Below are 22,669 nucleotides of genomic sequence, written 5' to 3'. Positions count from 1 at the left end.
CACGGGTCCAGTCTGCCGGTGTGATCCTACGGTTCGCGCGTCGCAAGGGCGCCACGAGCGCCACAAGCCCACGCCACACCCCGCGCCACATGCAACTCCCAGCGGACGCACAGGTTGCGACTCGGTCACAGACCGGTCGCAAGCCACACAAAGCGGCTATTGGTGGAGGAGTGCGGTTGCGCGACCGCACAGGTAGCGGTCAGGTGGTTCCGGAGGGTGGTGTATCTCACGTCGCCCTCAGGATCGCCGTGGCTACAGACGGACCGAAAGGACTGATCATGACACGCAAAGCAACGAGCGCTCGCCATCGTCGTCGGACGCTCGCGGCGGGTGCGAGCCTCGCCGTCGTGGCGCTCGCTCTTGCCGCCTGCAGCAGCGACGACGGCGGGGGTGGAGGCGAGGAGACCGGCGCAGCCCCCGAGATCGACTGCGCGCCGTACGAGCAGTTCGGCGACATCAGCGGCAAGACCGTTCACGTCTACACCTCGATCGTCGACCCCGAGTCGCAGGCGCACATCGACTCCTACAAGCCGTTCACCGAGTGCACCGGCGTCGAGATCAACTACGAGCCGTCACGCGAGTTCGAGGCGCAACTGCCCGTGCGCATCCAGGCCGGCAACCCGCCAGACATCGCGATCATCAACCAGCCGGGCATGCTGCGCACGCTCGTGCGGCAGTTCGACGCGGTCACCCCAGCGCCCCAGGCCGTCGAGGAGGAGGTCGACGCGAACTTCTCGCCCGAGTGGAAGGAGTACGGCACGGTCGACGGCACGTTCTACGCCGCTCCATATGACGCCAACGTGAAGTCGTTCGTCTGGTACTCCCCCACGGCGTTCGCCGACGCCGGGTACGAGGTCCCCCAGACCTGGGACGACCTGCTCGCCCTGAGCGACCAGATCGCGAGCGACGCCGGCGGCCCGCCGTGGTGCGCCGGTGTCGAGTCGGGTGACGCGACCGGTTGGCCGGGCACCGACTTCATCGAGGACATGGTGCTGCGCGTGGCGGGACCGGACGTCTACAACCAGTGGATCGAGCACGAGATCCCGTTCAACGACCCCAAGATCGTCGAGGCGTGGGACGAGGCCGGCAAGATCCTCAAGAACCCGGAGCTGGTCAACGCCGGGCTGGGCGACGTGCGCTCGATCGCGACGACGCCGTGGACCGACGCCGGTCAGGGCATCCTCAACGGCACCTGCTGGCTGCACCGCGCCGCCAACTTCTACGCCGCGCAGTGGCCCGAGGGCACCAACGTCGCCGAGGACGGCGACGTGTGGGCGTTCTACCTGCCCGCGATGACGCAGGACGAGCGGCCCACCTTGGTGGCCGGCCCGTTCATCGCGGCGTTCAACGACAAGCCCGAGGTCCAGGCGTTCCAGACCTACCTGGCCAGCACCGACTGGTCCAACGTCAAGGCCAAGAGCACGCCGGGCGGCGGCTGGGTCAGCGCGAACAAGAACCTCGACCCGTCGCTGCTGGCCAACGACTTCGACCGGTACGTCTACCAGGTGCTGACCGACCCGACGACCGTCGCCGGGTACGACGCGTCTGACGCGATGCCCTCCGAGGTCGGCGCGGGCTCGTTCTGGACCGGCATCGTGAACTGGCTGACGGGCCAGTCCACGCAGCAGGTCGTCGACCAGATCGAGAACGGCTGGCCTTCCGACTGACCAGCACGGGACCAGGGCCGACGCCGTCCGGGGAGCCGAGAAGCATCCCCGGACGGCGCGGCCCTCGGCCGCACGTGTCCCCGTTCGCGCTTCAGGAGGGAGAGTCATGGACTGGCTCACCGCGGCCGGCAGCCCGGCTCAGAAGTTCACGCTCATGCTGTTCGCGATCGTGCTGTTCATCGGCGTCGTCGCCCTGATCCTGTTCCTCGTCGACAGGCCGAAGAACCCCCGCAAATGGATGCTGGTCCTCGGGTTCCTCGGCCTGCCGATGCTGGGCCTCGGATTCGGCCTCGTCTACCCGGCCATCGACACGATCCGCAACTCGTTCTTGAACCGCGACGGCACTCGGTTCGTCGGGCTCGACAACTACGTCACCGCCCTGACCGACGCGCAGTTCCTGTTGGTGCTGCGCAACACCGCGATCTGGGTCATCGTCGTGCCCGTCCTGGCCACCGTCATCGGCCTCGTGTACGCGGTCGTCGTCGACCGCAGCCGGTTCGAGCGGTTCGCGAAGGCGCTGATCTTCCTGCCGATGGCGATCTCGATGGTGGGCGCCTCGATCATCTGGCGGTTCGTCTACGAGTTCCGTCCCGACCAGCAGGGCATCCAGCAGGTCGGGCTGCTCAACCAAGTGCTGGTGTGGCTCGGCATCCCGCCACAGCAGTTCCTCATCGACCAGCCCTGGAACACGTTCTTCCTCATCGTCGTCCTCATCTGGATCCAGACCGGCTTCGCGATGACGTTGCTGTCGGCCGCGATCAAAGCCATCCCGGACGACATCGTCGAGGCGGCGCGGCTCGACGGGCTCTCGGGGCTGGGGATGTTCCGCTTCATCACCATTCCGAGCATCCGCCCGACGCTCGTCGTCGTGCTGACCACCATCGCCATCGCGACGCTCAAGGTCTTCGACATCGTGCGCACCATGACGGCCGGCAACTTCGGCACGTCGGTGGTCGCACTCGAGTTCTACAACCAGTCATTCCGCGCCTTCAACTCCGGGCTCGGCGCCGCGCTCGCGGTGCTGCTGTTCGTCCTGGTGATCCCGATCATCGCCTACAACGTTCGCCAGCTACGCCTGTCGGAGGAGGTCCGATGACCGCGATCCCGTCAACCGGCTCGAAAGCGGGCACGACATCTGCCGCCTCGACCCTCGGCCAACGCGCGGGAAAGGCCCGCCGCCGCCTGTCGAACCCGTGGGCCTCAGGTATCGCCATCATCCTGGCGATTCTGTGGACGCTGCCGACCGCCGGCCTGTTCATCACGTCGTTCCGCAAGCAGATCGACATCGGACGCAGTGGTTGGTGGACCGTCTTCGGCGACCTGTTCACCGGTGACGCCCGGTTCACGTGGGACAACTACGACGCCGCCCTCCACGGCAGCTCGACGAACCTGGCGCAGTTCTTCGTCAACTCGATCGTCATCACGCTGCCGAGCGTCGTCATTCCGATCGCCGTCGCGCTGCTGGCCGCGTACGCGTTCGCCTGGATCGACTTCAAAGGGCGCGACTGGCTGTTCGTCTTCGTGTTCGCGCTCCAGGTGGTGCCCATCCAGGTCACGATGATCCCGCTGCTGCGCCAGTTCGTGAACTGGGGCTTGGCCGGGTCGTTCTGGACGGTGTGGCTGTCGCACTCGATCTTCGCGCTGCCGCTGGCGACCTTCTTGCTGCACAATTTCATGAAGGACATCCCGCGTTCGCTGGTCGAGGCGGCGACCGTCGACGGCGCCGGACACGTTCAGGTCTTCTTCCGGGTCGTGTTCCCGCTGATGATCCCGGCGATCGCGGCGTTCGGCATCTTCCAGTTCCTGTGGGTCTGGAACGACCTGCTCGTGGCGCTGGTGTTCGTCGGCGGTTCGCCCGACGTGGCGCCGCTGACGGTGCGCGTCGCCGAGTTGTCCGGAACCCGCGGCGGCGCGTGGCATCTGCTGTCGGCCGGCGCGTTCATCATGATGATCGTGCCGCTCGTCGTGTTCCTGTCGCTTCAGCGCTACTTCGTGCGCGGGCTCCTGGCGGGCTCGGTCAAGGGGTAAGGCGACGCACGACGCACGACGGCGGGGCCGCGCCGACGATGGCGCGGCCCCGCTGTCGCGCGTCCGCGCGACCGAACGGCGGGTGGATCAGGCGCCCGGGAAGCCGGCCGGGTCGCCCACCGGGGGCAGGTCCGCCAGGCTCTCGGCCTGGGGATCCGGCCCGAACCGGTTCGGCGCGCGCTGGCCCGGCGTCGCGAGGATCACGAGCAGGACGAGCGCCCCGACGATCGGGACGAGCGTGATCAGGATCCAGAAGCCCGCGCGGTCGGTGTCGTGCAGACGGCGCACGGTCACCGCGAGCGACGGCAGGAGCACCCCCAGGCTGCAGATCCACAGCGGGACCATGGCCACGAAGTAGCCACTGCCGATCGTGCCGGCCTCCAGGTCGATCGACTTGGCGGCGACCCCGGTCAGCACCACGGTGAGCGCCGAGCCGACGACGCCCAACGCCAGGGCGAACCACCAGTACTCGGAGCGACGGGCGCGACCGGTGAAGGTCGCATAGTTGCGAAGAACGGACGTGACAGCGCTGATCAGGGACATGAGCCCTCCTTGGAGTCGTGGCCAGTGGCAGGCGGAAAGTACCGTCGTCGTGCGCGACGCCGACCACGGCGCCGCACTGCGCGCGGCGCGTGACGCGCGGACGACCACCAGGTCAAGGGGCGATCTCGGCGCTAGCGTGGGCCCGTGCGCCTGGGAGTCATCGACATCGGGTCCAACACCGTCCACGTGGCCGTGCTCGACGCCGCGCGCGGGGCCCGCCCCGTGCCCGCCGCGTCCGAGTCGTTCGAGGTGCGCCTCATGCGCTACCTCGAGCCCGACGGCTCCATCTCGGACGAGGGCGTCGCGGCGCTCGACACCGCGGTGACGCGCGCCACCGCCGTCGGGCGCGAGCAGGGCGTCGAGGCGACGCTCGCCATCGCGACGTCGGCGGTGCGCGAGGCGGCCAACGGCCCGCAGGTGCTCGACATGCTCACCGAGCGGGTGGGTGTGCCCATCGAGGTGCTCGCGGGCGTCGACGAGGCGCGCCTGACGTTCCTCGCCGCGCGCCGCTGGTACGGCTGGGGCGCTGGGCGGCTGCTGCTGCTCGACATCGGCGGCGGCTCGCTCGAGATCGCCGCGGGCACCGACGAGGAGCCCGACGTCGCGCTGTCCGTCCCGCTCGGCGCGGGGCGCATGACGCGCCAGTTCCTGTGGGAGGCCGACCCGCCCGCCGGCGCCGACGTCGCCGCACTGCGCGAGCACGTGCGCCACACGCTCGGCGGGGCGCTCAGCGCCGGGGCGACGCTCGCCGGCGACCACGCCGTCGCGACGTCCAAGACGTTCCGCTCGCTCGCCCGCCTGGCCGGCATGCCTCGCGAGGTGCTCGGCGCCGGGCAGCGCTACCGGATGCGGTTGGCCCACCTGGAGGACTGGACGCCGCGCCTGGCGCGCCTGTCCTCGACCGACCGCACCGTGCTGCCGGGCATCGGGCCGCGGCGCGCGCGGCAGATCGTCGCCGGAGCGGTCGTCGCCCAGGAGGCCATGCGCGCGCTCAAGGTCGATGAGGTCGAGATCTGCCCGTGGGCGCTGCGCGAGGGCGCGATCCTGCGGCACCTTGAGAACCTGTGAGCCGGGGCCTCCTGTGAGCCGGGGCCGCCCGGGAGTCCGGGCGGTCGCCGCCACGGCCGGCCGGGTCCCCGCGCCCGCGCTGTTCCTGGTTTCCGGGCTCACGCTCTACGTCGGAGCGGCCGTGGCCGTCGGACTGTTCGACACGCTCGACGCGCCCGCCGTCGGGTGGTGGCGCATCGTGCTGGCCGCCGTCGTGCTCGTCGCGTGGCGGCGCCCGTGGCGGCGGCGCTGGACGGGGCGCGAGCTCGCTTGGGCGGCGGCCTTCGGCGTCGTGCTTGCCGCGATGAACGTCGCCTTCTACATCGGCATCGACCACCTGCCGCTGGGAGTCGCCGTCGCGATCGAGTTCTCCGGGCCCGTCGCGGTCGCCGCCGTGACCGGGCGCGGCTGGCGCGAGCGCGCCGCCATCCTCGTCGCCTCGGCCGGCGTCGTGCTGCTCGCCGGCGTCACGCTGGAGTCAGGCATCCCGCACGACGACGCCGTCACCGGGCTCGCGGCCATCGCGGTCGCCGCAGCCTGCTGGGCGGGATACATCGTGCTGGGCAAGCGGGTCGCCGGCGCCGGCGCCGGCATCGACTCACTGGCCGTCGGCATGGTGGCCGGCGCGCTCGCCTTCGCGCCCGTCTGGGGCCACACCGCGCCCGACGTCGTCGCGCACCCGCGCGTGCTCGCGTTCCTGCTCGTCGTGGCGCTGTGCTCCTCCGTGGCGCCGTACGTGCTCGACCAGGTGGTGCTGCGCCGCGTGGGGACGGCCACCTTCGCGGTGCTCACCGCGCTGCTGCCCGCCACCGCCGTCGTCGTCGGCGCCGTGGTGCTGCGCCAGGCGCCGAGCTGGGGAGAGGTCGTCGGGCTCGCACTGGTGTCGGGGGCGATCGTCATGACGGCACGCGCGTGACCAGCGCTTTGGTTCCGGCGTCCGGTTCCGGGTACCCTGGCGGTCGCGGTGGCTACAGCCTTCGCGAGGAGACGTCGCATAGTCAGGTCTAGTGCGCCACCCTGCTAAGGTGGTAACGGAGCAATCCGTTCGAGGGTTCAAATCCCTCCGTCTCCGCCAGGAAGGTCCCGGCAGCCCAGAGCCCGGGGCCTTTTCTGTTGCCCGCCGGCGGTGGGAGTGCCCCCGGTCCCGGGGTTGTCGCCCGGCCCGGTGGTTGTGGGCCCGGTCCGGTGGTTGAGCCTGTCGAACCACCAGCCCGCCATGCCCGCCCCGCGCCGTGTGCTGCGTCACGAACCCCGGGCACAGTTTGGGGATCACCGCCGACTCGTTGTAGTGTTCTCGACGGCCGGTCACCCGGGGCGCTGCTTCGGATCGTCGGCCACGCGCTCGTAGCTCAACGGATAGAGCATCTGACTACGGATCAGAAGGTTGGGGGTTCGAATCCCTTCGAGCGCACCGAATGCAAGGCCCCTGATCAGGCGAAAGCCCAGGTCAGGGGCCTTCTTCATGTTCTGAGGTCTCGCGAGCGAGAGAGGCTGCGCCTCGCGAATGCCCCGTTTTGCGCCCCATTTTGACTCGGGCACGGCCCCTGCCAACCGACGGAACGCGTCCGGTTCGCAGGCTTTTGCACGGCCCCGTAGAGCAGACATGGCCCGTCCCAGTCGCCCCATCGCCAGCACAGCCAACCCGGCGAAAGCACCCGCAGCGGCGCGCGAGACGTGGCCTCCGCCAGCGCGCTGCGGGCCGAATATCTGGCGCGCCACCCCGAGTGGCTCGACGAGGTCCACGACACGGCCGACGACGCCGTAGACACCGGGTCTCGGTACGCGGCCAAGTACCTCGCCGTCGGCATCGTCGGCCACGACGACTACCTGCCCGTCGATCGCCCGCGACGCGCGTTCAAGACCTCGCCGCAGGCGAAAGTCGCGACGCTTTTCGAGCAGGCCGCGTGGCTCCGCGGGACCGCGCCGGTCGCGAGGGGCGCGGTGTCCGCCGCGTCGGCGAGGGAGGCCCGCCGGGTCATGGGCGCGCTCGCCGGGCGTCGACCGATGCGGCGGCTTGGTCCCTTCGCGTGGCTTGCGGCCCGCTGGACTCCCGCGATGGAGGCCGACGAGGACTTCGCCGCCGCCTACCGAGCGCTCTTCCTGCCGTTCGGCGGGGACGCCCTGACCCAGGGGCAGAGGGCGGCGCTCGTCGACACGATCCGCGACCTGGGCGTGAGGCTCAACGGCCATGGCGTCGCCACGGCGCAGACCACCGACATCTGGCTCGGGTGCCTGGCGACCGCGACCGCGCGGGGTCGGAAGGCGCTGGCGCACGGGTGACGCGTCACGTCGGCGTGGTGCGGCAGGCTGTGCGCATGAGCGAGCGCGAGACGACCTGGGAGGGGCAGACGATCGACGGGGTGATCCTCGACGACCTGCGCGGCGAGGACGACCAGGGGCGCGTCGGCTACGTCCGCCACCATGTCGGCTACGACGCCGAGGGGCTCTCGGACGACGACCTGCGCGCCCTGATCGCTGCGGCGCGAGCGGCCGTCGACAGGGTGTGGGTCGCCTCGGGGCGCACCAAGGCGAGCATGGTCACGGATGACGTCGTCACGGACCGCCACTACGTCGACGCCGTGCTGGCGGCCGCCGACGTCCTGGCCGCGCCCGTCCACCAGCCGCCGGTCGGACGCACGCCCGAGGAGAAGGTCGCCGAGTACGAGGCGGCCGAGCGCGAGGCCCACGCCGACTGGCAACTGGCCGCCACCCGCAGACGTGGCGCGTGGGCGGCGAGCCGAGCGACGCGGCAGCCCGGGCAGGACGGCTGAGGTGCCCGACCTGCCGCCCGACCCGCACCCGGTGACGTCCCTCGACCCGACGTCCGAGCCGGGGCTGTGGCTCGTCACGACCGCGTCAGGCTCCCGGCACCTCATCGACACTCAGGACCCGGACACCGCGCCACGGGTGCAGCGGCTACCCCGCGCGGACACCACCCCGGTCGACGGAGAGTTCTTGGCCGCCACGCTGCGGCGCGACAGCGAGTGGATGCCGCTGCTGGGGGCGGGCTGGCTCGACTCGATGACCGGCGAGCGAGGGGACGGGCTGCGCGTCGGCGCCGACGCAGTCTTGTGGCTCGACCTGCGCGGCGATGGCATTCCGACGGTGTGGCGCACCACCCCGGTGGTCACGATCGAGCAGGTCTCGGAGCGCGCCGCCCGCGTGCTGGTGCGCTCGGCCTTGCCGGACCCGACCCGCTGCTACGTCACCGGGTGTGACCGCGAGAACGAGGTCATGCTGCACCTGCGCGACGACCCGTGGGGCGGCGCCGATCTCTGCATGGAGCACGCGCGGCTGGCGGCCGAGCGGGTGCGGTCCCTGATCGCCCGGTGCGGCTGTGGCTTCTGTGAGCGTGCGCGGGTGACGCTGCTCGGCATGGACGCGTAGCCGTCAGCCAGTCTGATCCTCGACCGGCCCCCGCGGCCCGTCGAGCGCCACCATGTACGGCCGCATGACGACGTGGTGCCCTGAGGGGCGCTCGATGAGCAGCCAGTGCCCCTCCTCGACGCGATCGATCCACGCGTCCACGTCGGCGGCGATCTCGGCCTCGGTGACGACGTCGTACGTGACGTCGAGCGTGACGGTCTGGCGGACGGTGCGCGGCTCGGGCATGCGTCCATCCTGACGCACCTCACGCCAGCAGCGCCCTGACCTCCTCGACCTCGGCGGCGTCCGGCTCGTCGCACAGCCGTGTCAGGTCGTCGTCCAGCGCGGCCAGGGCGGCGCGGCGGATGCGGCGGCCATACCCCGAATCATCCACGGACCCCCGCGTCGGCCCCCAGTCTGCCCTTGGCTCCTGCGCCAGGGCGCCCCAACCCTCGACGACCTCAACTGTGATTCCGTCACTAATCGTGGGTCAGAATCCGCGGGGGTGAGGTGAGTGGGGCGATCCGGGCGACGGCGCGCCTAACGTGGGCCACACACGCTGTGACCTGCGGCGACCTCCCCGGCGCAGGCCCGGTCGAGGCGCCAGCGACCCTCAGTGGTCGGCCTTCATGTCGTCGAGCATCTCGTCGGCCTCGGCGCTGGTGTACGCGGGGCCTGACGGCTGCGCGGGCCACGGGGCTGGGACGCCCCTCTCGGCCGCGAGAGCCTGGGCCGCGGCTCGGTCGGCGGGGTCGTCGCGCGCTTCGAGGGCTTCGGCGCGCAGTGTGGCCTGGCGGTCCGCCTCTGCGCTCCACGCAGCGTCCATCACGGCCGGGTCGCTCAGGTCGGAGGTCTTCGCCGCCAGCGCGTCCCAATCCCACTGGCCGTCCCTCTCGGTCATGCCTGCCACCGTGCGCTGCGACGGGGCGCCGCGTCGAGGTGTCGGGGAGGATGCGGTCATGGGCTTTGAGGTCGATCCCCGCTGCGAGGTGTGCGGGCGCCTGGGCCAGACCTGGGCGGTGTTCAGCGCGGACCTGTGCGACCGGCACGCTGTCGAGGCGTTCGACCGGACAGGGTGGGCCGACGACGGCCTCTACCTGGCGCAGGTCACCGGCCCGTGGGTCGCAGACGAGAGGTACGACGTCCCAGGGCCCCAGCCGGGCGGGGCTCACCTGCTGACCTCACCGGCGCCCGCAGACGTCCATGTCGGCCTGACCGTTCCGTGCGTGGCGCAGACCGGCGACGTCGTCATGGTCCGGTACGTGTGGGTCGAGCGGCAGCGGGACCCGTACGACGACGCGGGCCACACCTCGCACCTGTACTACCGAGCCGAGCCCGTCGGCCCGCTCCCGCCAGCCGTCGCCGCGGTCTACGAGCCAGAGGCCGCCAGCATCGATCCGGACGTCGAGGTGTTTCACGAGGGCGAGTGGGTGGCCGTCGTCGGGACCATCCCGTCGGTCGTCGGCACGGGTGCTACGCGTGACGAGGCGATCAGCAACCTGGTCTCGGCTGCCCGCCAGTGCGCGTTCGACTGGAACGACCACCTGCGTCACGCACCAAACCACGCTGGCAACCGGGGTTTCGTCCAAGTCGTCACGTGCCGCGATGACGACGCCCTACGCGACTGGCTGACCGGGAGGGCACAGATGGCGGACGGGAGCGAGCACTCGAACGACCCGCTCCCGTGACGACGCGGAAGCGCGGCTGGCATGGGAGACGCGGTTCGCTGCCAGTGCACAGGGCACGCCTGCCTCATTACCGCACGAGGACGAGGACGAGAATTGAGTTGAGTCCCGCAGAGCCGACGGTCAGTCGCGAGGCGGCGGTCTCGTATGCTCACCTCGTGACGGACGCGAGCGCCACCGTGACCTCATCACGCCTCGACCTGCGTCCGGTACGCGCCGAGGATCTCGACGAGTTGCATGTCCTCCATGCTGACCCAGAGGTGTGGGCCCACCTTCCGAGCGGACGGCACCGCACTCGGGAGCGGACAGCGGTCGACGTCGAGGCATACCTTGCGGACTGGGCTCGGGACGAGATGGGGTACTGGACCGCACGCCGGCTCGATGACGGAGCGTTCGTGGGGATCGGTGGGGTCCGGTTGCGCCCGACAGGTGTCTGGAACGTCTACTACAGGCTCTCGCCCGCCCAGCAGGGGCAAGGATTCGCGGTCGAGATCGCCCGGGCCGGGCTCGATGCCGCCGCCCGCCTCAAGCCCAGTGCACCGGTCACGGCGATTCTCCTCGAGCACAACACTGCGTCGCGGCGCACGGCGGAGAAGCTCGGGCTCTCGCTCGCCTGGCGCGGTCCTGACGCCGGGAACCCGAACCCCGAGGCGGTGCGGCTCGTCTACGGCGACCGAGTTCTGGACGACGAGGTTCTCCGTCGTCTGGTGGCACGCTGACCTGAGCCGACCCGCCCCGCGGGAGCGGAAACACCGCGGAACACCGGGATGACCAGGGCGGCAAGAAGTGTGTGACGGGAGACGGCCTCGTACGGTTCCGGGGGAGCCGGGAGGTCCCCCGGACCACCCGGCTCCCCACGGATCACAACTCAGTGTCGTGGCTCTTCCTCCTCACCCGTCGCTGCGCGACTCAGCCGTTTGGCGAGGCCCTCGATCAGGCCAATGCGACGGGCGATGAAGATGACCACCGCAGCCGTGGCGAGGACGCCCGCCGCCACCGCGAGCCCCCCGGGCTCACTGGCAATCCACCCGTGGGACCGTGCCCAGGCCACCGGCGTCGGCGCGGGCGACCAGAGGTACGCCAGCATCCCGAATGCGAGGACGATCGCGAGAAGGTCAGCCAGGAGTGACGTGCCCTTGGCGCTGCCCCAGAGCGCCACTCCCCATGTCCCAATCAGGAGACCTGATCCGAGGACGAGGAGTGTGAGCTCAAACATGTCTACATCATCTCCTTCACCAACGAGACACACGAGCCAACTCCGAGGGCATCCCCTATGAGATCGAGTGTTGCCGAGGCCATTCCAGAGAGGACGAGGTACTGGGTGCGAGTCAAGTACTTCCCGATCCTGCCCTCGACGAACCCCTTCGCGGCGAAGTAGATTGATTTCATCAGCGCCGCGCCGCCGCCAATCCTCTTCACTGCCCTGCTCAGTGCGGCGCTCTTCTTGACAAGGCTGCCGATCTTCACGGCCACGTTTGCGAGCTTCGCGGCTCCGAAGACGATCGTCGCGAGATTCGCAACGCACTGAGCCGAGGTCCATGTCCACCACACCCAGTTGGGATCCGCGGTGACCGGGAATGCGGTGTGAGCGTCGGTGTCGATGACCTGGACAACGCCAGAGGCGGTCACCTCGTAGTGGCTCTCGACGTGTTCGCCGTGCGCGTCGAGCGCCCACGCGGGCTCGATCGTGGCGACTTGTCGCCGCGCGACGGTCGTCGTGACCTCGGCTGGTGCGAGTTGGGCGATCTGCTTCCACTGCGCATCGCTGAGATCATCCTCGGAGTCCGCGTCACCGATGATGGAGTCGATCTCCGCGGTGAGGCGCTCCAAGTCCTCGGGCGACGCCTCCTGCGTCGGAACGTCAGCGAACACCGAGATCGACCCGTCGGCTTGCTGAACCAAATCGGCGTCGTCGGGCAGGCCGAGCGGGAACGCAACCTCGTTCGGGGCGTCCGCATCTGCGAGGATCGCCACGAGTTGGACGCCATCGCCGGTGGCGCGGGTGACGATGTCGGTCGACGGCGCCACCTCCGACGCGACCACGGCGCCGCCAACCAAATGGACGTCTGTGGCGGATGCGCCCAGGTCAACAGTGAGTGAGAGCCCTGTCTCGGCGTCAGCGGTCACACGCCCGTCAGCGGAGACTCGAACCGTCCCGGCGTCAGTGGCGGCCGTCGCCGTCTCATCGTGCGAAGCCGACTCACCCAGACGGACCGCGGTGACGGCGCTCGCCGAGTTGGCGAGCTCGGCCGCTGCCGCCAGATCGCCTGATTCGTAGCCCTCGGCTGCGGCAGCGATCGCCTCTGAGTCGCCAGACGGTCCAGAGCCGATCACCTCCTCACCCTGCGCAGCGACAGGGGCGGGAGCTGTGCCCGGTGTGGCGGCGGTGGCCGTCGGCACTCCGGCGAGTAGCAGGGCCGATACTGCGACGACGCCGATCAGGGTGGTTCGTCCCCCGTCGCGTCCGCATCGACGAAGCTGTCCCATGCGAATACTCCTTTGGGTCGGGCAGCAGTTGTGAGAGCGAGCCATCCATGAACGGGGCCGGTTGCTGCGCTGCCGGACCCTGGGGCTCGACACGCAGCAAACTGTGCGGCCGGGGGCTGCGTCGACGAATCGCACTGAGTCGATCGCGAACGCACAGGTCTGCGCACACCGATGTCGGCGCCGCCGTGGACCGCGACCACCTGTGCGACCGCTCCGTAGCACGCCCGCGTGTCCGCAGCCGCGTGCTGTCGCATGGCCAGCCACGCAGTGCGTCGAAGGCGTGCCGTGACAACACCCCGCCGTCGTAGGCTTACGGGCCCAAGCACGCAGCGCTGCGGGCCGAGGAGTTGGCCGAGCAGGAGCACGAGTTCCCAGGCGAGGAGGCCCGATGTCGGCGCCGATCCTGTTCCTCGACATCGACGGAGTCGTCAACGCCTTCCCGAAGTCGAACGCGAGGAACCGTGACGAGTACGTCCGCTACGACGTGGCAGTCGATGAGGGCGATGGAGCGCGCGAGGTCTACCCGATCCATGTGCGGCCCACAGTGATCGACTTCCTCAACCGGGTTCACGCTGACGGGCTCGCGCAGGTGCGCTGGCTGACGACATGGGGGCGGCACGCCCGCACCCGCTTCGCGCCGGCCGTCGGGCTGGGCGACTTCCCGGTCGCCGCGGATCCGCCCCCGGACGGGTCGGGCCGCAGGGTGTGGGAGCCGGACTGGTGGAAGCTCGCCGTCATCCGAGCGCAGGCCGGCGACCGGTTCGTCTTTGTGGACGACGAGCTGGACGCCCATTCGGGGGCGATCCTGGCGGCGCTGCCCGGGGAGGCCCTCCTGCTGCGGCCGTTCGCCGCGTCCGGATTGGAGGACTGGCAGATCGCGCGCGTCGAGGAGTTCCTCCGCGCCTGAGCGCCAGCGCCGCGTGAGAGCCCGGCGGCCGCGCGGGCTGAACGAGCCTGCGTCACGTCGCCCGAGAGCGATTGCCCTGGTCAGCGGCCCCGCCGTCTTGATGACCGTGCCTGGTACTGTGATCGACGCCTGCACTACTCGCCTCGGACGCTCTATCCCGGGGTGAGTCTGGGGACGCCCGCACGACCGCTCGAACTGAGCAACGACTGGCCGCATCGACGCGGCCTGACGAAGTGGCGTCCTGGTCCCGGCGCAAGCCCGGACCGCGAGGGCCGGCGCCGTGAGCGCCCGCCTCAGGTCTGAGCTGCGAGCCGTGTCTTGCGTGACGTCGGTGGTCGGCGTCGCGCTCGGGCGTGAGCGATCGACGACGGAAGGGCGCGCGATGACGAGACGAAATCCCCGACATTTCCGCGGGAGCCCGCACCTGGGCCCACCTGGCGCGACAGCGACCAGGGACGCACCAGGTGGGGGACAGGGACCGCCGGGCAGCGGCGTCGTGCGGGTGTCGAGCCAGGGCGGGGGCCGGTCATGAGGCTGCCGCAGAGAAGGCTGACGGGCACACGCGAGCGCCTGTCGGGCGCCGCGCTGCGGTGCACGCGCGAGCGTCTCGGACTCACGACGCGATGGCTCGCCTCGCACCTGGACGTGACGGAGCGCTCGGTGCACCGCTGGGAGTCCGGCGTGCGCCCCGTGCCCGACGGCGTCCGGGTCGAGGTCGAACGCCTCGCCGCCCGCCACGGGGCGCTCGTCGAGCGGCTCCACGCCCGGCTCGACCGCATGACCGAGCCGCGGCTCTTCACGTGGCGCACCGACGCCGACGTCGCCGAGGCGGGCGAGCGCGAGATGCCGCTGCCCGCGTCGTGGCACCGCGCCGCCGTCGGGCTGGTGCTCGCCCGCCGCCCGGGCGTCGAGGTCGTCTACCGGATGCCGATGCGGCCCAACGGCGGCTCCTGACGCCGTTGCGTCCCGGTCAGGCCAGGTAGTCGGCCACCAGCCGTGCGGCGAGCCCCGTGTACGACGCCGGGGTGAGCGCCTGCAGGCGCTCGGCGACGTCGTCGGGCAGGCCGAGGCCGCCGACGAACTCGCGCAGGCGTGCGGCGTCGACGCGCTGGCCGCGCGTGAGGTCCTTGAGGCGCTCGTACGGGTTCTCCATGCCGGGCACGCCGGCCACCGACGCGGCGCGCATGGCGGACTGGATGGGCTCGCCGAGCACCTCCCAGTTGTGGTCGAGGTCGGCGGCCATGAGCTCGGCGTTGGCGTGCAGCGCGGTCAGGCCGCGGCGCACGTTGTCGATCGCGAGCAGCGAGTGGCCGAACGCGGGGCCGATGTTGCGCTGCGTGGTCGAGTCGGTCAGGTCGCGCTGCAGGCGGCTGGTCACGAGCGTGGCGCCGAGCGTGTCGAGCAGCGAGCACGAGATCTCGAGGTTGGCCTCAGCGTTCTCGAACCGGATCGGGTTGACCTTGTGCGGCATCGTCGAGGACCCGGTGGCGCCGGCGACGGGGATCTGCGTGAAGAACCCGAGCGAGATGTACGTCCACACGTCGGTCGCGAGGTTGTGCAGGATGCGGTTGTAGCGCGCGACGTCGGCATAGACCTCGGCCTGCCAGTCGTGCGACTCGATCTGCGTGGTCAGCGGGTTCCACGTCAGGCCCAGACCCTCGACGAACGCGCGCGAGACCGCGGGCCAGTCCACGCCCGGGACGGCGACGACGTGCGCGCCGTAGGTGCCCGTGGCGCCGTTGAGCTTGCCCAGGAACTCGGCTCCCTCGACGCGGCGCAGCTGGCGGCGCAGGCGGTGGGACAGCACCGCGAGCTCCTTGCCGAGCGTGGTGGGCGTGGCCGGCTGGCCGTGGGTGCGGCTGAGCATGGGGACGTCGGCGAGGTCGCGGGCCAGATCGGCGACCTGGTCGGCCAGCGCGGTGGCGGCCGGGAGCCAGACGTCGCGGATGGCCCCGGCGACCATGAGCGCGTAGGAGAGGTTGTTGATGTCCTCGCTGGTGCAGGCGAAGTGCACGAGCTCGCTGGCCGCGGGCAGCGCGGTGGTGCCCAGGGCCTCGGGCGCCGCAGCGATGCGGCGCTTGATGAAGTACTCGACGGCCTTGACGTCGTGGACCGTCTCGCGCTCGATGGCGGCGAGCTCGGCGATCTCGTCACCGCCGAACGTCGCGGGGATCGTGCGCAGGTAGGCGACCTCGGCGTCGTTGAGCGCGGGCGCCCCGGGCACCACGGGCGAGGCGACCCCCGGAACGCCGTTGCACAGCGTGATGAGCCACTCGACCTCGACGTGGACGCGCGCCCGGTTGAGCGCGGCCTCGCTCAGGTGGTCCACCAGCGGCGCAACGGCGGCGCGGTAGCGCCCATCAAGCGGTCCGAGCGCGATGGGCGGGGTGACGTCGGCGAGGGAGACGCGGGCGGACGTGGTCGACGTGGGCGGCACGGGGGAGGTCACGCGCGCAATTCTCCCACGGCGCCCGTGGCGGGCGGCGTGCCCCTGGCGGGTCGGGCGCGCGCTCAATGAGGTGGCGTCCGGCCAGGGGGCAGGTCGCGGGTTCGGTCCCCAGCGACCAGTGGCCCGGGGTTGTGCACAGGCCGTCCGCAGCGCACGACGGCGGCTGCCGCCGGCCGCCTAGCGTCGCGCCGTCGGTCTGGCGTGGGGCGCAGGTCGGCGAGCATCGCGGACGGTCAGGGGGTGGAGGGGGCACGTGGCAGGAATGACAGGGGGCGGCGCCGGGTGGCAGCCGGGGTTGGCGTTCGGACGTGACGCCGGCACGGAACTGCGCGCGGCGCGCGATGCGCTGGCGACCGCGCTCGACGAGTTGGGGCGGGCGGGCGCCCTCGGGTGGAGGTCGCGCGCGGCCGACGCGTTCCGGGAGCGGCTCGCCGACGTCGTCGTCGCCGCCCGGCGTGACGCGACGGCGTTGGACACGGTCAGCCTCGCCGTCCAGCGGCTGGAGTCGCGGTGAGCGACCCTCGTGACACGCTGCGCGTCACGGGCGGCAGCGCGCTCGCGACCGCCGACGCCGACGTCGTGCGCTGCGCGGCGGCGCACGCCGGGGCCGCGCACGACCAGCTCAAGACGGCCGCGCTGCGGGCGGCGAGGGCGGCGGAGGCGTTCGACCGAGCCGCCTGGCAGCAGACGCTCGACGGATCGACCGTGGCGCCCACGAGCCTGGACGCCGGGGTGGGCGCCGTGGGCTGGTGCGATGCGGGGCAGCCGGCGCGACTGCGCGCGCTCGCCGACGACGCGCATCAGGTCGCGAGACAGCTCGACGGCGACGCCGAACGGTGCGCCCTGCTCTCGCAGAGCCTGCTGCGCGCCGCCGGGCTCTACGAGGAGGGCGAGTCGATGGCCGACCGTGCGGTCGGCGCCGCCTACGGCGCCCTGGGCGTTGCCGCGGGGCTTGCGGTCTCGCTGTCCCCGACGGTGCGCGCCGTGACCGCGGGTGTGGCGGCGACGAACCTTCAGAAGCTGTCGTTTACGGCGTACGCGACGGCGCCCGGCTGGCTGCGCGCCGCGGTGAGGAGGTCGCTGACCTTGCCGTTCGGCCCCGTGCTGGGCCCCGTGCTGGGCCCTGTGCTCGCCCCGGTGACCGGCTCCGGGCGGCTCGACACCGTGGCGCCGTGGCCGAGTGGCGCACCGAGCGCGGCGGCCGGTCTCGGGGCGGTGGGTGGGGCCTCGAACGGAAGCGGCGCCCGCTCCGGGAGCGGGGCGCAGGACGCGCCGAAGGCAGGCCAGGCAGCGGGCGAGGCGCCGCCGGAGCGGCAGGCAACGGGCGAGGCGCCGCCAGCGGGGAAGGCGGGGGGCGAGCCGTCGCCGGAGAGCGGCTGGCTGTCGCAGGGCCCGGCGGTCCTGAGCCGCTTGTTCGCGCCGGTGACGGACGAGCTGATCGGCGGGTTCGCCGCCGGGGTCGCGGTCGTCACGCCTGTGTGGGCCCGCGGTGACCTGTCCGTCCGCGGAGGCACGCGCTCGCTGAGGGCCCTGGTCCGCGCCGTGCAGCCGGTGACGCGCGTGCGCGTCACCGAGGTACCGGGCCCCGGCCCCTCATGGTCGCGGACGCCGGCAGGCGGCGTCGAGGAGGCGATCGGCCGCCTCAGCGAGCTCGCCGGGAGCTCGACGGCGCCGGGGCGCTCGGCGGCTGACGTCCCCGCCGGGACGATGGTGGTCGAGCGCGTCACGCACGACGACGGCGCGGTCACGTGGACCGTGTTGATCCCGGGGACGCAGGCCTTGGTCAGCGAGGGCAACCCGTTCGACGGTGTCACCGACCTTGATCTGATGGCCGGTCGGGCCGCGCAGTTCACGGCGGCGATCGGTGAGGCGCTCACGCGGGCCGGGGCGCAGGACGGTGAGCCGGTGGCGCTTGTCGGCTACAGCCTCGGCGGCATCGCGGCGATGGCGTTCGCCTCGTCACCCGAGCTCACCGCGAGGCACCCCATCGCGGCGCTGGTCACGGCGGGCGCGCCGACGGCCACCTTTGCGGCGCCGCGCGGTGTGCCGGTGCTGCACCTGGAGAACGACGAGGAGTTGGTCAGCAACCTCGACGGACACTCCGGGCTGGAGAACCCCACGACAAAGGACCGGGTGACGGTCACGCGGCGGCTCATGGACTCGTCGGACGCGGCGGACCAGGCCGCGTCCGGCAGCGTCGCCCAGGCCCACGGGTTGGCGACGCACTTGCGCACGCTGCGCATCGCGACCGAGAGCGGCAACGTCCCGGTCGACGGCGTGCTCACCCGCATCGAGGCCGTCTTGGACGGGACGTCCGCGCGGTCCTCCTTCTACACGTTCCGGCGCGTCGAGGGTGAGCCCGAGTGGCCCACGCCTGGGCCGACGCCGTCGCCGTCGCCCGGCCCGCCCGTGCCGCCCGTGCCGCAGCAGGAGGGGGCGCCCGGCCTCAGTGCCGCCGCTTCGGGGCGAACGCCCCGATGACCACCTGGAGGATCGCGATGACCAGCGCGGCGAGCACGTACCACCAGAAGCCGCCGTTGATGTCGAGGCCCCACGGTTGGTCGCCGAACCAGCTCTTGTCGGTGATCCACACCGTCAGCCACAGCATGAACGCGTTGACCACGAGCGTGAACAGCCCGAGCGTCAACAGGTACAGCGGCAGCGAGAGCACCTTGACCACCGGCTTGACCACGAGGTTGACCAGGTTGAAGACCAGCGCCACGGCGAGCACCGCCAGCACCGTCCCTCCCCGGGTGCCGTCGTCGACGATGTCGACGTGCGAGGGGATGACGAGGCTCGTCACCCACAGGGCGAGGGCGGTCACCAGGACGCGCACGACGAAGTTCATAGGCGCCATCGTGGCACGCCGGGCGGCGTCGGCGTGGCTGATCACGGCGCTGGCGAGTCCATCTGTCGTGGCATGCTGGGCGCCGTGGAGACCGCCTCACGCCCTGCCTCCGACCGCCCCGCCTCTGAGCGCCCCGCCTCCGACCGCCCCACCGGCCTGGCGCGCGTCCCGCTGCGCCCGGCCGTCGAGGCGCTGCCGCCGTACGTGCCCGGCGCGCGACCCGACCCGGGCGCGCGCGTGTGGAAGCTGTCGTCGAACGAGAACCCGTACGGGCCGCTGCCGTCGGTCGTGCGCGCGATCGCCGACGCCGCCGCGGACACCAACCGGTACCCCGACATGTACGCGAGCGAGCTGGTCGAGGCGCTCGCGCAGCACGTCGGCGTGCCGGCCGACCAGGTCGTGGTCGGCAACGGGTCGGTCGCGGTGCTCGCGCACGTGCTGGCCGCCGTCGTAGACGCGGGCGACGAGGTCGTGTTCCCGTGGCGCTCGTTCGAGGCGTACCCCATCGCCGTGGCCGTCGCGGGCGGCGTGGCCGTGACCGTGCCGCTCGCCGACGACGGGCGGCTCGACCTGCCGGCGATGGCTGCGGCCGTCACGCCGCGCACGCGCGCGCTGCTGGTGTGCACGCCCAACAACCCGACCGGTCCGGCCGTGCGCGCCGACGAGCTCGACGCGCTGCTGGCGGCCGTGCCGCCGCACGTGCTCGTGGTGGTGGACGAGGCCTACCTGGAGTTCGTGCGCGACCCGCAGGCCGCCGACGGCGTCGATGTGCTGCGCCGCCACCCGAACGTGGCGCTGCTGCGCACGCTGTCCAAGGCCTACGGGCTCGCAGGGCTGCGCGTGGGTTACGCCGTCGCCGAGCCGCGGCTCGCGGCGGGCATCCGGGCGGTGTCGACGCCGTTCGGCGTCTCGCACGTGGCCCAGCAGGCGGCGCTCGCGTCGCTGCGGCCGCAGGCGCAGGCGGAGCTGCTCGACCGCGTCGACGCGCTCGTCGCCGAGCGGGCCCGGGTGGTCGCGGCGTTGCGCGAGCAGGGCTGGGACCTGCCCGAGTCACAGGCGAACTTCGTCTGGTTCCCGCTCGGCGAGGCGACCATGGAGCGCGCCGCGCAGGCCCGCGAGGCTGGGGTGCTGGTGCGCCCGTTCGCCGGGGACGGCCTGCGCGTGAGCGTCGGCGAGGTCGAGGCCAACGACGCGTTCCTCGCGATCGCACGCGGCTGGCGGCACGCCGGCTGACCCGGGCTGGGCGCTGCGTCGAGCGTGGCGCGCGCCTAGACATTGGAGGGAACCTCCAAAGACACGCCGACGACATTGGCTCCCCGTTGTACGGCGCTGTCGCCTCTCGCCAACCTACGCTTGCGTAGGCTACGAAACCGTAGGTTCGGAGGGAGTCGGCGTGAGCGGAGACGGAACGGGCGAGGCGGGGCTGGTCCAGCTCCTCGACCCCGACGGGGCGCGAGTCGCCACCACCGAGAACGCGGCCTACCGCGGCCGGGTCGCCACCCTCACGGGGGACGACCTGCGCGGGCTGTACCGCGACATGGCGCTCACGCGCCGGTTCGACGACGAGGCCACCGCCCTGCAGCGTCAGGGCGAGCTCGCCCTGTTCGCCCAGGCGACCGGCCAGGAGGCCGCCCAGGTCGGCTCGGCCCGGGCGCTCGCCCCCCAGGACTACGTCTTCCCCAGCTACCGCGAGCACGGCGTGATGCAGGTGCGCGGCGTCGACCCGGTCGACCGGCTGCGCCTGTTCCGCGGCCAGGACCACGGCGGCTGGGACCCGGCCGAGCACAACGTCCACCTGTACACGCTGGTCATCGGCTCGCACGCGCTGCACGCGACGGGCTACGCCATGGGCGTCCAGCGCGACGGGCTGGTCGGCACGGGCGACGCGGCCCTCGACACCGCCGTCGTCGTCTACTTCGGCGACGGCGCCACCGCCCAGGGCGACGTCAACGAGGCGCTCGTGTTCGCGGCCGTCAACAACACGCCCCAGGTGTTCTTCCTCCAGAACAACCAGTGGGCCATCTCCGAGCCGACCACGCGCCAGGCGCGCGTGCCGCTCGCCGACCGCGGCCCGGGCTTCGGCATCCCGAGCGTGCGCGTCGACGGCAACGACGTGCTCGCCTGCTACGCCGTCACGCTCGAGGCGCTCGAGCGGGCGCACTCGGGCGGCGGGCCGACCCTCATCGAGGCGTTCACCTACCGCATGGGCGCGCACACGACGTCGGACGACCCGACGCGCTACCGATCGCGCGAGGAGGAGGCGTACTGGCGCCGTCGCGACCCGATCGACCGGCTCGCCGCGCTGCTGCGGGCCGAGGGCGAGTGGGACGAGGCGTGGGCCGCGGGCGTCGAGGCCGAGGCCGAGGCGCTCGGCGAGCGGCTGCGCGTCGAGGTCCGCGCGCTCGGGGCGCCGCCCACCTCGGCCATGTTCGAGCACGTGTACGCGACCGCGCACGCGACCGTCGAGCACGATCGCGCGTGGCAGGCCGAGTACGAGCAGGCGATGCAGGACGACGACGCGACCCTGACGGAGGCGACGCGATGACCGCCCAGGCGCTGGAGCCCACGACCGCGGCGCCCGCCGCGCCCGCGGCTGCCACCACCACCGCACCGGCCCCCGCGGCGCCCCCCGCGCCGTCGGGCGTGGCGACCCTCACGTTCGCCAAGGCCATCACGCTCGGACTGCGCGCGGCGCTCGCCGACGACGACAAGGCCCTGATCATGGGCGAGGACGTCGGCCGGCTCGGCGGCGTGTTCCGCGTGACCGACGGCCTGCAGGCCGAGTTCGGCGAGCACCGCGTGGTCGACACGCCGCTCGCCGAGTCGGGCATCGTCGGCACCGCGATCGGCCTGGCGCTGCGCGGCTACCGGCCGGTCTGCGAGATCCAGTTCGACGGGTTCGTGTTCCCGGCGTTCGACCAGATCACCACGCAGCTGTCGAAGATGCACTACCGCTCACGGGGGCGCCTGCGCGTGCCCGTCGTCATCCGCATCCCGTTCGGCGGCGGCATCGGCGCCGTCGAGCACCACTCCGAGAGCCCCGAGGCGCTGTTCGCGCACACCGCGGGCCTGCGCGTGGTCTCGCCGTCGACGCCCCAGGACGCGTACGACATGATCCGCGCGGCCGTCGCCTCCCCCGACCCGGTCATCTTCTTCGAGCCCAAGGGCCGGTACTGGTCCAAGGGAGAGGTCGACCTCGACGCCGCCCCCGCGGCCGGGATCCTCGACACCGCCCGCGTCGCCCGCCCCGGCACGGACGTGACGATCGTCGCCTACGGCCCCACGGTCGCCACCGCGCTCAAGGCCGCCGACGCGCTCGCCGGCGAGGGCACGGCCGCCGAGGTGGTCGACCTGCGCGCGATCTCGCCGCTCGACGTGCCCGCCGTCGTGGCGAGCGTGCGGCGCACGGGCCATTGCGTCGTCGTGCATGAGGCACCGTCGGCGCACGGCGTGGGCGCCGAGGTCGCGGCCCGCGTGACCGAGGAGGCCTTCCATCACCTGGAGGCGCCCGTGATCCGTGTGGGCGGCTTCCACGCGCCCTACCCCGTGGCCAAGCTCGAGCACGACTACCTGCCGAGCGTGGAGCGCGTGCTCGACGCCGTCGACCGTTCGCTCGCCTACTGACCAGGCCCCTGACCAGGC

General features: G+C 72.0%; 25 protein-coding genes and 2 tRNA genes. 19 read left to right on the top strand and 8 right to left on the bottom strand.

Going from position 1 to position 22,669, the window contains the following annotated elements:
• The first annotated feature begins 278 nt into the window (after positions 1 to 278).
• The 3 genes from EV386_RS13970 (at position 279) to EV386_RS13960 (ending at position 3,695) form a co-directional block, all read left to right on the top strand.
• Positions 279 to 1,667, top strand: coding sequence for an ABC transporter substrate-binding protein (locus EV386_RS13970; RefSeq protein ID WP_130415948.1), 1,389 nt, complete (start codon positions 279 to 281; stop codon positions 1,665 to 1,667).
• A gap of 106 nt (positions 1,668 to 1,773) precedes the next feature.
• Positions 1,774 to 2,763 (top strand): carbohydrate ABC transporter permease, encoded by a 990-nt coding sequence (locus tag EV386_RS13965; protein WP_130415946.1) that lies wholly within the window; start codon positions 1,774 to 1,776, stop codon positions 2,761 to 2,763.
• The gene (locus EV386_RS13960) at positions 2,760 to 3,695 is read left to right on the top strand and encodes a carbohydrate ABC transporter permease (protein ID WP_130415944.1); all 936 of its coding nucleotides are present in this window, start codon (positions 2,760 to 2,762) and stop codon (positions 3,693 to 3,695) included. Before EV386_RS13965 ends, EV386_RS13960 begins: the two co-directional genes overlap by 4 nt.
• Before the next feature lie 87 nt (positions 3,696 to 3,782).
• On the opposite strand, the gene EV386_RS13955 is transcribed toward EV386_RS13960, so the two are convergent.
• Entirely contained in the window at positions 3,783 to 4,238 is a 456-nt protein-coding gene (locus EV386_RS13955) for a DUF805 domain-containing protein (protein WP_130415942.1), read from the bottom strand.
• Between the two features lie 144 nt (positions 4,239 to 4,382).
• Here EV386_RS13955 and EV386_RS13950 point away from each other — a divergent pair, with 144 nt between their 5' ends.
• The 7 genes from EV386_RS13950 to EV386_RS13920 all read left to right on the top strand — a co-directional run bounded on the left by EV386_RS13950 (position 4,383) and on the right by EV386_RS13920 (position 8,672).
• Positions 4,383 to 5,306 carry a Ppx/GppA phosphatase family protein gene (locus EV386_RS13950; RefSeq protein WP_130415940.1) on the top strand — a complete coding sequence of 308 codons (924 nt, stop codon included), beginning with the start codon at positions 4,383 to 4,385 and terminating at the stop codon, positions 5,304 to 5,306.
• Positions 5,307 to 5,319: 13 nt separating this feature from the next.
• A complete protein-coding gene (locus EV386_RS13945) occupies positions 5,320 to 6,201 on the top strand; it encodes an EamA family transporter (protein WP_242607974.1) in 882 nt (293 codons plus the stop codon).
• Between the two features lie 67 nt (positions 6,202 to 6,268).
• Positions 6,269 to 6,360: transfer RNA gene (locus EV386_RS13940), tRNA-Ser, on the top strand.
• Positions 6,361 to 6,623: 263 nt separating this feature from the next.
• Positions 6,624 to 6,696, top strand: a tRNA-Arg gene (locus tag EV386_RS13935).
• A 263-nt stretch (positions 6,697 to 6,959) separates the two neighbouring features.
• Entirely contained in the window at positions 6,960 to 7,565 is a 606-nt protein-coding gene (locus EV386_RS13930; RefSeq protein ID WP_130415936.1) for a hypothetical protein, read from the top strand.
• A gap of 35 nt (positions 7,566 to 7,600) precedes the next feature.
• Complete coding sequence (locus EV386_RS13925) at positions 7,601 to 8,056, top strand: hypothetical protein (protein WP_130415934.1); 456 nt, start codon at positions 7,601 to 7,603, stop codon at positions 8,054 to 8,056.
• Position 8,057: 1 nt separating this feature from the next.
• Complete coding sequence (locus EV386_RS13920) at positions 8,058 to 8,672, top strand: hypothetical protein (RefSeq protein ID WP_130415932.1); 615 nt, start codon at positions 8,058 to 8,060, stop codon at positions 8,670 to 8,672.
• A gap of 3 nt (positions 8,673 to 8,675) precedes the next feature.
• Here EV386_RS13920 and EV386_RS13915 read toward each other — a convergent pair whose 3' ends face one another.
• The 3 genes from EV386_RS13915 to EV386_RS13910 form a co-directional block, all read right to left on the bottom strand.
• Positions 8,676 to 8,897, bottom strand: a complete 222-nt coding sequence (locus EV386_RS13915; protein WP_130415930.1) for a hypothetical protein — start codon at positions 8,895 to 8,897, stop codon at positions 8,676 to 8,678.
• Positions 8,898 to 8,916: 19 nt separating this feature from the next.
• The gene (locus EV386_RS18860) at positions 8,917 to 9,045 is read right to left on the bottom strand and encodes a hypothetical protein (protein WP_278025448.1); all 129 of its coding nucleotides are present in this window, start codon (positions 9,043 to 9,045) and stop codon (positions 8,917 to 8,919) included.
• 219 nt (positions 9,046 to 9,264) lie between these two features.
• Positions 9,265 to 9,552, bottom strand: a complete 288-nt coding sequence (locus EV386_RS13910) for a hypothetical protein (protein WP_130415928.1) — start codon at positions 9,550 to 9,552, stop codon at positions 9,265 to 9,267.
• 58 nt (positions 9,553 to 9,610) lie between these two features.
• Here EV386_RS13910 and EV386_RS13905 point away from each other — a divergent pair, with 58 nt between their 5' ends.
• Entirely contained in the window at positions 9,611 to 10,339 is a 729-nt protein-coding gene (locus tag EV386_RS13905; protein WP_130415926.1) for a hypothetical protein, read from the top strand.
• 155 nt (positions 10,340 to 10,494) lie between these two features.
• Positions 10,495 to 11,055, top strand: coding sequence for a GNAT family N-acetyltransferase (locus EV386_RS13900; protein ID WP_130415924.1), 561 nt, complete (start codon positions 10,495 to 10,497; stop codon positions 11,053 to 11,055).
• Between the two features lie 149 nt (positions 11,056 to 11,204).
• On the opposite strand, the gene EV386_RS13895 is transcribed toward EV386_RS13900, so the two are convergent.
• Complete coding sequence (locus tag EV386_RS13895) at positions 11,205 to 11,552, bottom strand: hypothetical protein (protein WP_130415922.1); 348 nt, start codon at positions 11,550 to 11,552, stop codon at positions 11,205 to 11,207.
• A 2-nt stretch (positions 11,553 to 11,554) separates the two neighbouring features.
• On the bottom strand, positions 11,555 to 12,823 hold the full coding sequence (locus EV386_RS13890; RefSeq protein ID WP_130415920.1) for a hypothetical protein: 1,269 nt from the start codon (positions 12,821 to 12,823) through the stop codon (positions 11,555 to 11,557).
• 388 nt (positions 12,824 to 13,211) lie between these two features.
• On the opposite strand from EV386_RS13890, the gene EV386_RS13885 reads away from it, so the two are divergent.
• On the top strand, positions 13,212 to 13,730 hold the full coding sequence (locus EV386_RS13885) for an HAD domain-containing protein (RefSeq protein ID WP_130415918.1): 519 nt from the start codon (positions 13,212 to 13,214) through the stop codon (positions 13,728 to 13,730).
• Positions 13,731 to 14,258: 528 nt separating this feature from the next.
• The gene (locus EV386_RS13880; RefSeq protein WP_130415916.1) at positions 14,259 to 14,684 is read left to right on the top strand and encodes a helix-turn-helix domain-containing protein; all 426 of its coding nucleotides are present in this window, start codon (positions 14,259 to 14,261) and stop codon (positions 14,682 to 14,684) included.
• Between the two features lie 16 nt (positions 14,685 to 14,700).
• On the opposite strand, the gene purB is transcribed toward EV386_RS13880, so the two are convergent.
• Entirely contained in the window at positions 14,701 to 16,179 is a 1,479-nt protein-coding gene (purB, locus tag EV386_RS13875; protein ID WP_242607973.1) for an adenylosuccinate lyase, read from the bottom strand.
• A 253-nt stretch (positions 16,180 to 16,432) separates the two neighbouring features.
• On the opposite strand from purB, the gene EV386_RS13870 reads away from it, so the two are divergent.
• Together EV386_RS13870 and EV386_RS13865 are read left to right on the top strand one after the other, a co-directional pair.
• Positions 16,433 to 16,693: a hypothetical protein gene (locus EV386_RS13870; RefSeq protein ID WP_130415914.1), complete on the top strand. Its 261-nt coding sequence runs from the start codon at positions 16,433 to 16,435 to the stop codon at positions 16,691 to 16,693.
• Positions 16,690 to 18,660, top strand: coding sequence for a lipase family protein (locus tag EV386_RS13865; protein ID WP_130415912.1), 1,971 nt, complete (start codon positions 16,690 to 16,692; stop codon positions 18,658 to 18,660). Before EV386_RS13870 ends, EV386_RS13865 begins: the two co-directional genes overlap by 4 nt.
• Here EV386_RS13865 and EV386_RS13860 read toward each other — a convergent pair.
• The gene (locus EV386_RS13860; protein WP_242607972.1) at positions 18,626 to 19,027 is read right to left on the bottom strand and encodes a phage holin family protein; all 402 of its coding nucleotides are present in this window, start codon (positions 19,025 to 19,027) and stop codon (positions 18,626 to 18,628) included. The genes EV386_RS13865 and EV386_RS13860 overlap by 35 nt on opposite strands.
• 156 nt (positions 19,028 to 19,183) lie before the next feature.
• On the opposite strand from EV386_RS13860, the gene hisC reads away from it, so the two are divergent.
• The 3 genes from hisC (at position 19,184) to EV386_RS13845 (ending at position 22,651) form a co-directional block, all read left to right on the top strand.
• Positions 19,184 to 20,260, top strand: a complete 1,077-nt coding sequence (hisC, locus tag EV386_RS13855) for a histidinol-phosphate transaminase (RefSeq protein WP_242608106.1) — start codon at positions 19,184 to 19,186, stop codon at positions 20,258 to 20,260.
• 160 nt (positions 20,261 to 20,420) lie between these two features.
• Positions 20,421 to 21,572 (top strand): pyruvate dehydrogenase (acetyl-transferring) E1 component subunit alpha, encoded by a 1,152-nt coding sequence (pdhA, locus tag EV386_RS13850; protein ID WP_130415908.1) that lies wholly within the window; start codon positions 20,421 to 20,423, stop codon positions 21,570 to 21,572.
• A 98-nt stretch (positions 21,573 to 21,670) separates the two neighbouring features.
• Positions 21,671 to 22,651 (top strand): transketolase C-terminal domain-containing protein, encoded by a 981-nt coding sequence (locus EV386_RS13845; protein ID WP_130416946.1) that lies wholly within the window; start codon positions 21,671 to 21,673, stop codon positions 22,649 to 22,651.
• Positions 22,652 to 22,669: the final 18 nt, after the last annotated feature.

It is taken from the genome of Xylanimonas ulmi, assembly GCF_004216535.1.
GTDB classification, from domain to species: Bacteria; Actinomycetota; Actinomycetes; order Actinomycetales; family Cellulomonadaceae; genus Xylanimonas; species Xylanimonas ulmi.
The sequence above is the reverse complement of the archived record's forward strand: the minus strand, read 5'-3'. Positions and strand labels throughout refer to the sequence as shown.